Consider the following 15076-nt stretch of genomic DNA (forward strand, 5'->3'; position numbering starts at 1 on the left):
TATCTCGCATCTTCCCCCTCCCACCGTCACGTCCAACCTCGGCGCCCCTCGCGTGGCGGCCGCCGACTCCCCTACCCCCCCGCCGCCCCCCCCCCGCGGCCAGCGCGCGCCGGATCAGCGCGGAGTGGCCCGCCGGATCACCAGGTATCCCGCCACCGAGCAGGCGGCTGCGAGGCCGAGCACCACGGTGAACACGCCCACCAGGCCGATGCTGCCGAGCCAGGCGAAGACCGCCGGCCACGACTCGGTCAAGGTGAGCCCGGCGACCAGAGACAGGACGGCGGCGACCGAGCCGAAGAGGAGGATGATCATGCCCTTCATGCGCCAGCGCATGAAGACCGTGGTGACGGCCGCGCCGATGAAGAGCACGAGCAGTTGCAGCGAGAAGGTCGTGTAGAACGCGGTGAGCCAGTCGGCGCCGACGTACCAGAGCGCGTCGAACATACCCGCGCCGATCCACCAGCCCCCGGTCGCGCGTTCGAGCATGAGGAGTGTCGCGATCGTCGCGGCGTACATCAGCGAGATCAGCACGAACATGAGGCCGGTGCCCACCCAGTAGTCGCGGCGCGTCGCCCCGAACCCGAGTGCGAAGGGGAAGGTGAACGCGATCGCCTGCACGCCCACCACTATGAGGTACCACTGCGGCGAGAGCACGGCCCAGCTGTAGGTGAACGCGGTTTCTTCGGCGGGCACACCGGCGACCCCGATGATGAGGTACGCGACGAACATCGTGACCGCCCATGCCCCGGCCAGGATCAGGGTGGGCACGATGAAGAAGATCGACGGATTGACGGTGTGCAGGCGAACGATACGCCAGATCTCCACCGGGCGGATGCGCGTGGACGATTCGGCGACTGCGGCGGGTACGGCGGCGGTGGCGGTCATGCTGCGGCCTCCTGTTCGGGGCCGGCGTCGAGCGCCGTGCCGGTCATGTGGACGATGAGCTGCTGAAGCGAGACGGGCGCGAGCTCGAGCCCGAGCTCGGCGGCGCGCACTCGGGCGGCCTGGTCGAGCCGGCCGTCGATGGTGACCGATCCCAGTCCGCCGAGGCTCTGTCGCCCGATCACGGGCCGGTCGGCGACGAACGACTCGACCGCGGCGCGCGCGCCGGCCACCGTCGTGGCGGAGCCGCGCAGCTCATCGGCGTCGCGATCGAAGAGGATGCGTCCCTGGTCGATCAGGATGACGTGCTCGAGGAGGTTCGCGACCTCGTCGATCAGGTGCGTCGAGAGCACGATCGTGCGCGGGTGCGCGGCATAGTCCTCGAGGAGCCGGTCGTAGAAGATGTGCCGCGCGACGGCGTCGAGGCCGAGGTACGGTTCGTCGAAGAAGGTGATCGGCGCCCGGGATGCGAGGCCGACGATGACTCCGACCGCGGAGAGCTGGCCCCGGGAGAGCTTCTTGATGCGGCGCTTCAGCGGGAGCCGGAAGTCGCCGACGAGCTGCTCCGCGAACGCGGCATCCCAGCGTTCGAAGAACCACGGCGCCGCCTTGAAGACGTGCGCGGGCGTGAAGTCCTCGGGATAGCGCTGCGACTCCGCGATGAAGCACATGCGGCGCAGCACGTCGGCGTGCTCGGCCGGCGCGCGGCCGAAGACCTCGAGCTCGCCGCCGTTCGGGAAGATCTGCCCCGTGAGCATCTGCATGATCGTCGTCTTGCCGGCCCCGTTGCGGCCGAGCAGGCCATAGATGCGGTTCACCTCCAGGGAGAGGTCGACGGTGTCGACGGCCGTGAACGAGCCGTAGCGCTTGGTGAGTCCGCTGGCGCGGGCCACGGTGCGGGTCATGACTGGATCCTTTCCGCGCGGAGGAGGCCCGCGAGTTCGTCGATGTCGATGCCGAGCTTCTCGGCCTCGATGATGAGCGGTCGGATGAACTGGGTGCCGAACTCGGCTCGCCGTCGCTCGATCAGGCGCTCGCGGGCGCCGGCGGTCACGAACATGCCGATCCCCCGTCGCTTCTCCACGATCCCGTCGTCGACAAGGCGATTCACCCCTTTCAACGCCGTGGCCGGGTTCACCCGCAGGAACGCCGCGAACTCGTTCGTCGACGGGATCTGGCTGCCCTCGGACAGGGTCCCGTCGATGATGTCGTTCTCGACCTGCTCCGCGATCTGGATGAAGATCGGTCGCGATTCGTCCATTCCGGCCCATCTGGTCTCGTGCCGAACCTTGGTTGGTTCATTACTTGTGTAACTAACCAACCATGCTCGTGCACCCGTGTCAACCCCTCACGCCTTGCGCGAGCGAGCGAATGCGGGCGGATGTCGCAGTGCGGCGTCAGGCGGTGGCGGATGCCGCGACGCGCCGCCGCGGCATCCGGAGCCTGCCCTGCGCGAGCAGGATGCCGAACAGCACGAGCACGGCCCCCATGGGCTCGTGCCACGAGAAGCGCTCCCCGAGCAGGATCACGCCGAGCGCGACGCCGACCACCGGGGTGACGTACGTGACCGTCGAGGTACCGGTGGGCCCCCATGCGCGGAGCACGTTGATGTTCCAGATATACGCCAGGCCCGTGCCGAGCATGCCCAGCGCGAGCAGCGAGCCGGCGATCGTCCAGTCGAGCTCGACGGGCGAGAGCGCCACCCACGGCGTGAGCACGAGCATCACGACGGCCGAGACGCCGATCGAGAGGAACGCGAACGTGGCCGGCGCGATCGGGCGCCGGCTGAGGAAGCGACGCTGGTAGCCGAAGGTGAATCCATAGCAGAGCGTCGCCACGAGGCACGCCAGCTGCCCCGCCAGGCTCCCGGTGAGCGCCTGGTACTGCCACGGCCCGATGATGACGAGCACGCCGGCGATGCCGACCCCGACGCCCGCCCAGCGGCCGAGGCCGAGGCGTTCGACGCGGAAGACCATCGTCGCCATGAGCGCCGTCATGATCGGGGTCGTCGCGTTGTAGATCGAGGCGAGGCTCGACGAGACGTACTGCTCGGCCCACGCGAAGCAGAGGTACGGGATGACGCACGTCGTCAGCGAGACCACGAGGAAGTGCAGCCAGACGACGCGCTCCCGTGGAAGCACCGGCCCCTGAGTGCCGTCGGCCCGAGGCACGCGCGGGCGCGTGACGAGCACGATCACCCCGAGCGCGAGCGCTCCGAGCATCGTGCGCGACCACGCGACCTGGCCGAACGAGACGCCCTCGAGCGCGACCTTCATGAAGAGGAAGCTCGCACCCCACACGACGCCCATGGCGACGAACTGCACCCACGTCGACAACCGCCCGGCTCGCTTCGGGCCGGGCGGCGCGGATGCCGTGACCACGGGATTCGAGGCGGTGTTCGTGCTCACCGGTCGAGCGTACGTCGCACCACCGACGCCCGAGGGGGGCGCGCGACGTGCTTGTCCGGAATCCGCCGGAACGTCGGCAGTCGCGGCCTGCATCCTGCGAGGATGGTCACGATGAGCGAGCAGCCGACCCCCGATGACCCGGGCACGACCCCACCGGGTGAACCCGCGATCGCCGCGACGCGGCGACGCCCGCAGCGGTGGACGGCGGCGGCCCCGTGGATCGCCATCGCCATCGCCGTCGCCGTCATCGCCGTCGATCAGCTGACCAAGCTCTGGGCCGAGCAGGCCCTCACCGAAGGCGAGCGGATGCCGCTTCTCGGCGACCTCCTCGGCATCCAGCTCGCCTACAACGCCGGCGCCGCCTTCTCGTTCGGCACCGGCGCGACGTGGATCTTCACCATCCTCGCGGGCGTCGGCACGATCGTGGCGTTGTGGTTCGCCTCGCGCGTGCGGTCGCGTGCCTGGGCGATCTGCCTCGGACTCCTGCTGGGCGGCGCCACGACGCACTTCCTCGATCGCCTGCTCCGGGCTCCAGCGTTCGGACAGGGACACGTCGTCGACTTCATCGCCTACTTCGACTGGTTCATCGGCAACATCGCCGACATCGCGATCTTCGCCGGGGCCGTCATGCTGCTCGTGCTCACGGCGCTCGGGATCGCGATGCGCCCGGATCACCCGAATCAGCCGCAGGACCTGGCTGGGTAGTCGACGGACTCATCGAAGCTCGCCGTCGCCAGCTCGCCCGTCCCGGTCGCGGTGACCGTCGCGGCGCCCGCCGGCACGCTCGTCGCGCGAACGGCGAACGAGTGGAACGCGTTCTTCCCGGGTGCGACAGCTGCGAACGTCTTCGTGCCGAAGGGGGTGTGCACCTGCACATCCACCGGGGCGACGTCATCGTTCCGCACCGCCACCGACACGAAGGCCTTCGATCCCACGCACCGGGTCTGCGCCGACGCCGACAGCTCCAGAGGCGGCAGCTCTGCGCTTCCGCAGCCGACCCTGGCGTCGGCCCAGTCCGCCCGGTCCCACCAGTCGAGCCCGTTGGGGTCGACGTGGAGCTTCAGGATCGAGACGTCGCCGACGTCGACGGAGACGGTCTTCGCGACGCCCTTGCCGATCGCGCCGCTGTCGTAGAGCAGTCGATCATCTCCGTAGACTCGGAACGTGACGTTCGGATCCGCATCGGGCTTGTTCATGATGTCGTCGATGCCGGCGACCGCGTCGAACGAGGTGCAGAGTCCTCCGAGGTTGAAGGTCACCGTCGTGGGCGCCTGCACGCCGAGGCCCTTCGCGTAGGCGACGCCCGCGATCCGCATCGGCCTGCCGTCTCCCGGTGCGGCCTCGCCCACCTCCGTGTCGCGTTCGACGGGCCCGAACGTCGGGTTGAACTCCTCCGAGGCGAACGGCAGGTCGGAGAGGTAGGTGGTGCCCGGTCCCGGCGGGTCGGGCAGCGCGACCGGATCGGGCCGTGCCTCGGCGTGACGCACGACGACCTCCGCCGCGAGGGCCTCGATGTCACCGGTGGGCTCGAGGAGGAAGCCCGACGTGTCGGTGGAGTTCGTGAACGCGGCGCCGACCGCATGCCAATCGAAGGTCGCGGGTGCGCTTGCCGTCGCGAGGGCCGTCTCGTGCGCGTCGAGGAACTGCTCCCAGCGGCCCTTGTAGTACCCGCCCACGAGTCCCTGGAATTCCCGGTTCGCGTAGTCGTTGAGTCCGGCGGCGACCGCGGCCTGCTCACCCCACGTGGTGAGGATCGTTCGAGCATCGCGCTCGAGCAGATCGGATTCGGTCGGGCTCGAACCGAACGCGCGCGCCGACGCGATCCATCGGCCCAGCAGGTTCTGCGGCTGGGTGCCGACGACGGCGTCGAGCAGCTCGATGTTCGCGAGCCACTCGTCGGAGAGCTGCGCGAACTTCGCCTCCTGCTCGGCCTGGAAGGCTGCGCGCAGCTGCGGCAGCAGCGTCCGCGAGGTGTTCGAGAGCACCTGTCGTGCCACGTCCATGAGGTCGTAACGGTAACTCGGCGTCGCCGCCACCTCGTCGCTCACTGCGAGGAGGTGCGGAAGCGCTTCGGCGAACGCGTCGGCGTCATACGCCATCTTCCCGGGTGACCAGCTTGCCGCGGTCGAGGCGCCGAGCGAGGGCGCGGCGCCGTAGAGCCCATCCTGCGCTTCGCTGTAACCGCCGTTGTCGGGAAGGACATAGGCCGTCCTGCCGATGATCCGCCAGGCGGCGACCGCCTCCGCGTCGGAGGTGCCGTAGCGGCGGAACGTCCAATCGGCGAACCACGCGTCGGTGTCGACGGGCGCGTCCCGCCATGCGAGCCCCGCGAAGAAGTCGAGCGCGGCAGGGTTGTTGAGGCCGCCCTCGGGCATTGCCGCGATGCCGTCGACGGCACTGCCGGCCTCGGCGAGCCATTCGTAGTAGCGCGTGTTCCAGAGCGCGAGCTCGGCACCGATCGTGGTGTGGCCGCCGAAGTTCCAGATGGTGCCGAACGCATATGGCACGTTGCTCCACTGGGACTCGCGGTCGAGGCCGTCGTAGCGGTCGGAGAGACCATCGACGATGAAGGTGGTGTCGGGGTTCACGACGGCCGCGATGTCCGACGGCGGGTTGTTCTGCCAGCCGAGGAGCGCCCAGGTCGCGCCCGGTTGGGCGCGCTGCAGCGCGTCCTCGATCTCGAGCGCGGCGCTCGGCACGTCGACGTCCCCGCGGCGACCGCCCTCGTGGAGCACGTCCATCTTGTACATGCCTGAGTCGCCGAGAAGGGCGGCGGATGTCTCGTAGAAGCGATCGGCGACGCCGGCGAAGACCGGGGAGTTCGGGTCGAGCCAGTCCGGGCGGGTGAACCCGACCCAGCCGCCCTGGGGAACGATGTTCGCGCCCGCGTTCCGATCGCCGAACCCGGCGGGGACGGTGCCGAAGTACCCGGGGAGCACCGGCGTCATGTCGAGCTCACGCAGTCGGTCGGCGATCTTCCGCCCGAGGTTTGCACGAGCCTGCAGAGTGTGTTCGCTGGTGCCTTCGGGGTACCCCGACATGTTCTGGAGCAGCCACCATGGCTGGTGCGCGGGAAGCGGGATCCACTCCCGCATCTCCTCCGCGGAGTAGCCGAAGTGCTGGAACACCTCGGAGTAGACCGTCTCGCTGCCGACCGGCATGAAGACCTCATTGAAGCCCAGCGCAGCGAGTTCGTCGATCGCCCGCTCCCATTCCTCCCAGGTGCGATACGCCCCGGTGTAGCCGTCCTCGGTGTCGTTGCCGTAGAAGCGGTGGCTCACGTTCGCGGTCGCCTCGATCGGTGTCGCAGGCAACTCCAGGGCGCCGTCGAGTGCGACATTGCCCACGTTCCAGGAGACGGACCGCCCGATGGAGCCGAGATAGGCCTGGAGGCCCGCGACGGCGGTCGCGGCGCTCGTCGCGGAGATCTGCAGGCGTCCGTCGACGGCCGCGACCGAGTAGCGGTCGTTGCCGCCCTCGCTCGTGATGCGGACGAGGTCGATCTGATCTGCGGCCGCCCCGACGAGCCGCTCGATCGCGGCGCGGGCGCCGGCGAAGTCCGGAGCGGTGACGGCCGCGCGGATGCCGGCAGCCGATGCGGATCGTACGTGCCTCGGCCCCTCGGTGACGGCCATGGTGCTCGCGTTGGCGAGGCCGCCCCCGAGCGGCAGCATCAGGGTCGCCGCCACGGCGATGCCGACGGCACGAAGGGTGAGTGGAGTGGTGCGACGCATCGCGGTTCGCCTTCCTGACACAGGGAACGCGTCGTCAGCATCGACGCGGTGTAGACAGAGAATCAGACTGCGACCCTATTTCGCAATGTTTTATCGAAAGATCCCTTCATATAGAATCTCAGCTCGAGAGGTCTCAGGGTGAGGGCAGGGAGTCGTGATGACCGGGCCGGCCGTCGGCACTGCTGTGCTGAAACAGCTGAACACCGTCCGCGTCCTGGAGGACCTGCGCAGGCGTGACGAGCCCGTGCGCATCTCCGAGGTCGCCGCCGCCGCCCGGCTCACGCGGCCGACCGTCGTGCAGATCCTCGATGAGCTCAGCGATCGCGGCTGGGTCGTCCACCACGACCCGCTCGAGTCCCTCGGCAGGCCGGCGCAGCGCGTCGCCGTCGATCCGGGTGCGTTCACCGTGCTCGGCATCGACATCGGTCCGCACCGGATCGCCGCCGAGGTGAGCGACGCACGGGGAGCCGCACTCGCGTTCTCCAGCGAGCGACACGAATGGCGCAGTGCCGGAGACGTCCTGCGACTGTGCGGAACGGTGATCGAGGAGGTGCTCTCCACTGCGGGAGTCGACCCGGCTCAGGTTCGTGCCATCACGGTCGCGAGCATCGGAGTCATCGAAGACAACACCAAGGTGCACTACGCCCGTGGCATCGCGGAGTGGTCGCGCCTCGACCTCACCCGGGCGCTCGGGGAGTACGTGGGTGGCGCGATCTCCATCGAGAACGACGCCAACCTCGCGGCCCGTGCGATGCGCGACCTTCCGAACGCGCCGCCTTCGTTCCTGACGGTGCAATGGGGTGAGCGACTCGGCGCCGGCCTGCTGCTCGACGGCCGGGTGTTCCGTGGGCGAGCCTCGGCCGCGGGTGAGATCGGTGCGCTCCGGGTGACCGACCCGTGGAACGGCGCGACCACCGGTCTCGAGGAGGTGGTCGGGGCTGCGCGGATCGCCTCGATCGTCCGGGAGGAAGTCGCGGGTCTGCCGCAGTCCGCCCTGGCGATCGGCCTCGACCGCCAGGACCCGACCGAGGCCGTGTTCCGGCTCGCGACGGCCGGTGACCCGTTGGCCGTCGGCATCGTCCGTGAGGTCGCGCTGATCGTCGCACGCGCGCTGGCGCCGATCTGCCTCGCGCTCGATCTCGATCGGGTGTTCGTCACCGGGGGCATCGCCCGCGCGGGCGACGCCGTCGCCGCCGCGCTGCAGCACGGTCTGACGGAGTTCGCGGCCTCGCCGATCACGGTGGAGGTGTCGCCGCTCGCTGAGAACACGGTCGTGCGCGGCGCCGTCTCGAGTGCGATCGACGAGGCGTGGGACATCCTGTATCGGGAATCGGCCATGCCGCCGGCACCGCCTTCGACTGCGACCGCCTGATCCCGCGACAACCGGACGGGCACGCCTAGGCTGGGCGGATGACCAGCCATTTCGATGTCGTCGTCCTCGGCGCCGGCCCCGGCGGCTACGTCGCCGCGGTCCGCGCCGCCCAGCTCGGACTCAAGACCGCCGTGATCGAGGAGAGGTACTGGGGCGGGGTGTGCCTCAACGTAGGATGCATCCCGTCGAAGGCCCTGCTCCGCAATGCCGAGCTCGCCCACATCTTCCACGCCCAGGCCGCGCAGTTCGGCATCAGCGGCGAGGCATCCTTCGACTACGGCATCGCCTTCGACCGCAGCCGCCAGGTCGCCGACGGCCGCGTCAAGGGCGTGCACTACCTCATGAAGAAGAACGGGATCACCGAGTTCGACGGCCGCGGCACGTTCCGCGACGCGAACACGATCGACGTCGCGAAGGGCGACGGGTCGACCGAGACGGTGAGCTTCGACCACGCCATCATCGCCACCGGGTCTCGCGTGAAGCTGCTACCGGGCGTCGAACTGAGCGAGAACATCGTCACGTACGAGACGCAGATCCTCTCCCGCGACCTGCCCCGGTCGATCGCGATCGTCGGCGCCGGCGCCATCGGCATGGAGTTCGCCTACGTGCTGCGCAACTACGGCGTCGAGGTGACGATCATCGAGTTCCTCGACCGGGCGCTCCCCAACGAGGACGCGGATGTCTCGAAGGAGATCACGAAGCAGTACCGCAAGCTCGGCGTTCCGATCCTCACCTCGACGAGGGTGCAGACCGTCACCGACAACGGGACATCCGTCACCGTCGCCTACGAGGGCGCCGACGGCCAGCCGGGCTCGCTCGAGGTCGACCGCGTGCTCATGGCCGTCGGCTTCGCGCCGAACGTCGAGGGCTTCGGACTGGATGCCGCGGGCGTGGCGCTCACCGACCGCGGCGCCATCGGCATCGACGAGCTGATGCGCACCAACGTGCCGCACATCTACGCGATCGGCGACGTCACCGCGAAGCTCATGCTCGCGCACGTCGCCGAGGCGCAGGGCGTGGTCGCGGCCGAGACGATCGGCGACGCCGAGACCATGGAGCTCGGCGACTACCGCATGATGCCGCGCGCCACGTTCTGCTCGCCGCAGGTCGCGAGCTTCGGACTCACCGAACAGCAGGCCCGTGACGAGGGCCACGACGTGAAGGTCGCCACCTTCCCGTTCACGGCGAACGGCAAGGCGCACGGCCTCGGCGACCCGGTCGGCTTCGTGAAGCTCGTCGCCGATGCGAAGTACCTCGAGCTGCTCGGCGGCCACCTCATCGGCCCGGATGTCTCGGAGCTGCTGCCCGAGCTCACCCTCGCGCAGAAGTGGGACCTCGGCGCGCTCGAGCTCGCCCGCAACGTGCACACGCACCCGACGCTCTCGGAGGCGCTGCAGGAGGCGTACCACGGACTCGCCGGCAACATGATCAACATGTAGCGACGGCTGATCGGCCCAGGTAAGCTGAGGTATTTGGCTCTGACCAGTCATTTCTTGATTGGCGGTGATTGTCGCACACGGCGTGTCGAGGTGTACTCCGGTGAGCGGACGCGCCTATAGAGTGCGGGACATGACGCTCTCGACATGGATTGCAATCGCCTCGGCCGTTGTCGCAGGAATCTCCGCGTACATTGCATGGCGGGCGCACAAGAATGTTGGCCTCTACAAGGACGCCTTCTTCAAGCTCGACCCGCTCCTTCCCAGCGACTACTTCGCGATCCAGTTCCGGCTCGTCAACACGGGCGAGACCAGCGCGCGGGATGTTGATCTCGTCCTCGAGGTCGATCCCACACACCTCCGCACATCGAACGTTGATGGGGCCGCCTCAACCGACCCAAAGTGGACGCTCATCGAACCGGGCGAAGCCGGCGTCGTTCACTTCACCATTGCGGACACTACTGGCTCCGAGATCCTTGCTGCGGAGTCGTTCGATATGGACATCGCGGCCAATCCCAAGCGGAACAAGGGCACCGTGACTTTCACGAATGTCCTCGGCAGACGACGGACGCAGACAGTCACGATCCCTCGAGTCGCGGGCGCCTGGAAGCGCGACATGAACGCCTTAGTGGACAGGCTCCGGGAGCAGGGCCATTAGTTGCCCCCGGAACGACCCGAGGCATTGAGGCCTGATGCCACTGATTCGAAGCAGCGACCGACACTACGGGTGGAGGGGGCAAGGGGCCCCGAGGCGGAAGGACCACCACGGAACCCCTCTGTCCCCATTTCAACTCAGGGTGCTCCAGGGCGCGATTCGCAAGCGATCCCGTCGTTGTCCTGATCGAGGCGCGCGACATCGCCGTAGTGCGGAAAGTACTTCTCGAACCAATCCTGAGCATCACGCCACGTAGCGAAGTCCGTGCAGTTCTTCGTGTCACCAGGGTTCGACGGCGTCGGGTCGGGCCCGGGCCCGGGGCCGGGGCCGGGGCCGGGGCCAGGGTCAACGGGCGGCGGAGCGCACTCCGTGAGGCTCGCGACGTTCGAGTCGAGCGACGCCTCACTGCCAAGCAGCACGACACTGCTGGGGTTCCACGTCGTCAGGACATCGTGCACCTGCTCCGGGATGCAATCACCACGAACGATGAACAGTGGCGCATCACTTGCCGCCGCGAGCGCACCGCCGGCAAGCGCGTCTGGAAAGTTCGCCCCGAGGGCGAGGAACACGGTCGACGGGTAGCTGAACGTGGCCTGGTTGATCAGAGCGCCGGTGTGGAAACGATCCGCGCCGGAGTAGCGGGTGACCGGGTAGGTGGATGCCAGGGACGACTCGATGCCGCTGCTGACGGTGGTTGCGCTGCCCGCGATCTTGACCGAGGTCGTGCCAAGGTTCTGCAGGGTGCTCTTGGTCGCCGTGTCGACGCTGTCGCCGGGGCCGTACACGAGCACCACGCCGCTGTCCGTGGACCCGGCCGCGGCGGCGGACGAGAGCGCGTCCGGGAAGTTCGTGCCGGTCGCCACGAACGTGCTTGATCCGGTGAGCTCGCCCTGCTCGGAGAGCATCCGGCTCGTTTCGTACCGGTCGGCGCCGGCGATGCGTGTGACGGGCGCGATCGTTGACAGCTGTTCTTCGACTACAGGCTGGATCGTGGTGGGGCCGCCCGCAACGATGATCCGCTGCGGAGCGAGCCGCTGAAGTTCGGAGAGCACGACCGAGGGGACGAAGTCGGAGGCGACGAGGAGGAGTGGAACACCTTCCGCACCCGCAACGGCCGAAGCGGACAGCGCGTCAGGGTAGTTGAATCCTGTCGCGATGTAGACCTTCCCGACACCCGAGTTGAAGCGTGACGAGATCTGCACAGCGGTCGCGAACCGATCCGGGCCGGCCAAACGGTGTGTGCCCGCAGGAAGCGGATTCACCCCGCCGGTCGGCGTAGACGGGGTAGTGTCGGTGCGCACTGCGGGAACGATGATCTGCTTGCTGCCGCAGTGCAAGTCGATCAGGTTCTTGAGCGCCGTGTGCTCGGCGGAATCGATCGAGAGGTTCCACCGGTACTTCACGACCACCCAGTCGGACGCGTATTCGCACCGAGACGGCTCGTACGACGGAATCCACTCTGCCGGGTCGTAGGCACTCTTGGCGCCGTTGACCGATCCGGTAACCATCGTCAGCGTCTCGTCGATATCGAGGTCGTTCGCGTAGTGGGCACGCTGCTCGTCAGTCCACGCGTACGCTCCGGAGATCCAGGCTTCCTTGAGCGCAACCAGGTGATCCATCTCGAGCTGCGCCGGGTCCGTCTGGGTGACGCCTTCATACCACGAGAACCACTCGCCCGCCGTGATCGTGCAGCCCGAAGAGCTCGCCACGGGTACGAGTGATTCGGCGGCCAGGACTTCGCGGCGGGTGTTGCAGCCATCGTTGTCCGCGTCGAGCCCTTCGGCGAAGCGGTCCCGGTCGTAGTCCACGGTCGAGGGCGCCGAGACTTGCAGTTCCTCGAGGAGCGCTGCCGGCGTTATCGTGCTGCCGGGATCAGCGGCGAGTGCGGGGGTGGCGGTCAATGCGCTGGTGATGATGAGGGCGGGCACGGCAATGAGCGCCGCGAGGCTGCGTTTCAAGAGGTTCACTCCAAGTGTTCAGGGTCGGGAACACGTTATCCGCGCGGTCCGCCCGTCAGCGGTTGGGACCCCTGAACTGGGGCGGTTGGCATGTCGCGACTCGAATTCGCGGCGGGGGTGCCATCAGATGCCGCTCGTCGGGCCGGTACAACTCATCCGACGCCGACTTGCAGAGTAGGAGCCACGTGACCGGCCGTCGCCCTTCCCAACGATCCAGCCGCCTCGCCACGTCCCGTGCGAGCTCGAGCATCGCAGCCTGCTCATCAACGCCCGCGCACGACGATTCACCGCCCTCAAGAACCGCGTACGTCACGTGATCAACATGTAGACGGATGCCACGGCTCTGAGATGCCCGATTCTGCACAGAATCGGGCAACTCGATTCGAGTCGGTCGCAAAGCATCCGGCGCACACAACGGGGGCGGATGCCACGACGCGCAATCGCGGCATCCGCCCCCGTGTGTTCATCCGACGCGACCCGGGCAGGCATTCCGGCCGCGCCGGAACCCTAGTGGTCGACCGCCTTCTCGGCGCCGACGCCGGTGAGCGAGCGCACCTCCATCTCGGACTGCTTGGCCGGGTCCTCGGTGTTCCTGTCGAGCACCGATCCGAGCCAGCCGAGGAAGAAGGCGAGCGGGATCGAGATGATGCCGGGGTTCGACAGCGGGATGATGTCGAAGTCGGCGCCCGGGATCATCGAGGTCGGCGACCCCGACACGACCGGCGAGAGCGCGATGACGATGATCGCCGACGCGAGACCGCCGTACATGCTCCAGAGCGCACCCTGCGTGGTGAACCGCTTCCAGAACAGCGAGTACACGATGGTCGGCAGGTTGGCGGATGCCGCGACCGCGAACGCCAGGGCGACGAGGAACGCGATGTTCTGCCCGTTCGCCCCGATGCCGCCGATGATCGCGATGACGCCGATCACGACGACGGTGCGACGGGCGACCTTCACCTCGGCGCCGGCCTCGGGCTTGCCCTTCTTCACGACGCTCGCGTAGATGTCGTGCGCGAACGACGCCGCCGCGGTGATCGTGAGACCCGCGACGACCGCGAGGATCGTCGCGAACGCGATCGCCGAGATGAGGCCGAGCAGCAGCGGCCCGCCGAGCTCGAACGCCAGCAGCGGCGCCGCCGAGTTCGCCCCGCCGGGAGCGGCGGCGATGGTCTCGGCACCGATGAGGGCGGCCGCGCCGTACCCGAGCACGAGCGTGAACACGTAGAAGATGCCGATGAGCCAGATCGCCCAGACCGACTTGCGGGCCTCCTTCGCGGTCGGCACCGTGTAGAAGCGCATGAGCACGTGCGGCAGCGCGGCGGTGCCGAGCACGAGCGCGAGGCCGAGCGAGAGGAAGTCGAGCTTCGCGACCTCGGAGCCGCCGTACTTCAGGCCCGGATCGAGGATCGCCGGGTTGCCCGCCGTCGCGACCGCGTTGTCGAGCAGCGTCGAGAGGTTGAAGCCGTTGAGGGCGAGCACCCACACGGTCATCACCGCGGCGCCCGCGATCAGCAGCACCGCCTTGATGATCTGCACCCATGTGGTGCCCTTCATGCCGCCGATCAGCACGTAGAGGATCATGAGCGCGCCGACCACGGTGATGACGACCGCCTGCCCGACCTCGTCGCCGATGCCGAGCAGGAGCGACACGAGTCCGCCGGCTCCCGCCATCTGCGCGAGCAGGTAGAAGAAGCACACGACGAGGGTCGTGGTCGCGGCGGCGATGCGCACCGGCTTCTGCTTCAGGCGGAACGAGAGCACGTCGGCCATCGTGAAGCGGCCGGTGTTGCGGAGCAGCTCGGCGACGAGCAGCAGCGCCACGAGCCACGCCACCAGGAACCCGATCGAGTAGAGGAATCCGTCGTACCCGTTCACGGCGATCGCACCGACGATGCCGAGGAAGGATGCCGCCGACAGGTAGTCGCCGGCGATCGCCGAGCCGTTCTGCCCGCCCGTGAACGAGCGGCCGGCGGCGTAGTAGTCGGACGCGGTCTTGTTGTTGCGGCTCGCGCGGAACACGATCATGAGCGTGATCGCCACGAACGCGCCGAAGATGGCGATGTTCAGCCAGGGGTCGCCGGGCGAGGTCGCGGCGGCTTCGAGGTGTCGCATCAGCGGTTCACCCCCACCACGGCGCTCCCTGAGCCCGTCGAAGGGGCGGCGGCATCCGTCTCGATCTCGTCGCGGATCTCGGCGGCGGGCGGGTCGAGCCGCTTGTTCGCGAACCGCACGTACCAGGTGGTGACGGCGAACGTCGTGACCACCTGGGCGAGCCCGAGGAGGATCGCGACGTTCACGCTGCCGAACACGGGCGTCGACATGAAGTCGTGCGCGTAGCCCGCGAGCAGCACGTAGGCGATGTACCAGACGAGGCAGGCCCCGAGCACGGGAAACACGAAGCTCCGGTGCGTGCGGCGGAGGGTCTGGAACTCGGGTGATTGCTGGACCGCGCGGTAGTCGACGTCAGGTGTCGTCGTCTCCACGCTCGGGGCGTCGTTGCCCATGGCGTCTCTCCTTCGAGGGGGGATCAGTGGGACCATGCTGGCCCGCGTGCCGCACCGCCGGGGGCGCTCGCCGTTCGTCGTCGGCGAACGGTGTCCATCGTGCGACGAACGGCCCCGCTGCGACGAC

12 protein-coding genes are annotated in these 15076 nt (G+C 68.4%); 4 read left to right on the plus strand and 8 right to left on the minus strand.

Features of this window, described 5'->3' with window-relative positions:
* Positions 1–114: 114 nt before the first annotated feature.
* From ACFWN7_RS07000 to ACFWN7_RS07015, 4 genes are all read right to left on the minus strand, one after another.
* Positions 115–885 carry a hypothetical protein gene (locus tag ACFWN7_RS07000; RefSeq protein WP_376938037.1) on the minus strand — a complete coding sequence of 257 codons (771 nt, stop codon included), beginning with the start codon at positions 883–885 and terminating at the stop codon, positions 115–117.
* Positions 882–1787, minus strand: coding sequence for an ABC transporter ATP-binding protein (locus tag ACFWN7_RS07005; RefSeq protein ID WP_376938038.1), 906 nt, complete (start codon positions 1785–1787; stop codon positions 882–884). Before ACFWN7_RS07005 ends, ACFWN7_RS07000 begins: the two co-directional genes overlap by 4 nt.
* The gene (locus tag ACFWN7_RS07010; protein WP_376938039.1) at positions 1784–2143 is read right to left on the minus strand and encodes a GntR family transcriptional regulator; all 360 of its coding nucleotides are present in this window, start codon (positions 2141–2143) and stop codon (positions 1784–1786) included. The genes ACFWN7_RS07005 and ACFWN7_RS07010 overlap by 4 nt, the downstream gene beginning before the upstream one ends.
* Before the next feature lie 136 nt (positions 2144–2279).
* Entirely contained in the window at positions 2280–3191 is a 912-nt protein-coding gene (locus tag ACFWN7_RS07015; RefSeq protein WP_376938116.1) for a DMT family transporter, read from the minus strand.
* A gap of 210 nt (positions 3192–3401) precedes the next feature.
* On the opposite strand from ACFWN7_RS07015, the gene lspA reads away from it, so the two are divergent.
* The gene (gene lspA, locus ACFWN7_RS07020) at positions 3402–3995 is read left to right on the plus strand and encodes a signal peptidase II (protein ID WP_376938040.1); all 594 of its coding nucleotides are present in this window, start codon (positions 3402–3404) and stop codon (positions 3993–3995) included.
* Here the strand turns inward: lspA and ACFWN7_RS07025 are convergent.
* Positions 3971–7024: an alpha-N-acetylglucosaminidase TIM-barrel domain-containing protein gene (locus tag ACFWN7_RS07025; protein ID WP_376938041.1), complete on the minus strand. Its 3054-nt coding sequence runs from the start codon at positions 7022–7024 to the stop codon at positions 3971–3973. The two genes, lspA and ACFWN7_RS07025, sit on opposite strands and share 25 nt — an antisense overlap.
* A 157-nt stretch (positions 7025–7181) precedes the next feature.
* Between ACFWN7_RS07025 and ACFWN7_RS07030 the strand changes: the two genes are divergently transcribed.
* From ACFWN7_RS07030 to ACFWN7_RS07040, 3 genes are all read left to right on the plus strand, one after another.
* On the plus strand, positions 7182–8396 hold the full coding sequence (locus ACFWN7_RS07030) for an ROK family protein (protein WP_376938042.1): 1215 nt from the start codon (positions 7182–7184) through the stop codon (positions 8394–8396).
* Between the two features lie 38 nt (positions 8397–8434).
* Positions 8435–9835: a dihydrolipoyl dehydrogenase gene (gene lpdA / locus ACFWN7_RS07035; protein ID WP_376938043.1), complete on the plus strand. Its 1401-nt coding sequence runs from the start codon at positions 8435–8437 to the stop codon at positions 9833–9835.
* Between the two features lie 130 nt (positions 9836–9965).
* Positions 9966–10490 carry a hypothetical protein gene (locus tag ACFWN7_RS07040; RefSeq protein WP_376938044.1) on the plus strand — a complete coding sequence of 175 codons (525 nt, stop codon included), beginning with the start codon at positions 9966–9968 and terminating at the stop codon, positions 10488–10490.
* A 134-nt stretch (positions 10491–10624) separates the two neighbouring features.
* Here the strand turns inward: ACFWN7_RS07040 and ACFWN7_RS07045 are convergent, their stop codons facing one another.
* From ACFWN7_RS07045 to ACFWN7_RS07055, 3 genes are all read right to left on the minus strand, one after another.
* Positions 10625–12454: a cell wall-binding repeat-containing protein gene (locus ACFWN7_RS07045; RefSeq protein ID WP_376938045.1), complete on the minus strand. Its 1830-nt coding sequence runs from the start codon at positions 12452–12454 to the stop codon at positions 10625–10627.
* A gap of 498 nt (positions 12455–12952) precedes the next feature.
* Positions 12953–14557: a cation acetate symporter gene (locus ACFWN7_RS07050; RefSeq protein WP_376938046.1), complete on the minus strand. Its 1605-nt coding sequence runs from the start codon at positions 14555–14557 to the stop codon at positions 12953–12955.
* Positions 14557–14949 carry a DUF485 domain-containing protein gene (locus ACFWN7_RS07055; RefSeq protein ID WP_376938047.1) on the minus strand — a complete coding sequence of 131 codons (393 nt, stop codon included), beginning with the start codon at positions 14947–14949 and terminating at the stop codon, positions 14557–14559. Before ACFWN7_RS07055 ends, ACFWN7_RS07050 begins: the two co-directional genes overlap by 1 nt.
* Between the last annotated feature and the right edge of the window lie 127 nt (positions 14950–15076).

The organism is Agromyces sp. NPDC058484 (genome assembly GCF_042720415.1).
Taxonomy (GTDB): domain Bacteria; phylum Actinomycetota; class Actinomycetes; order Actinomycetales; family Microbacteriaceae; genus Agromyces.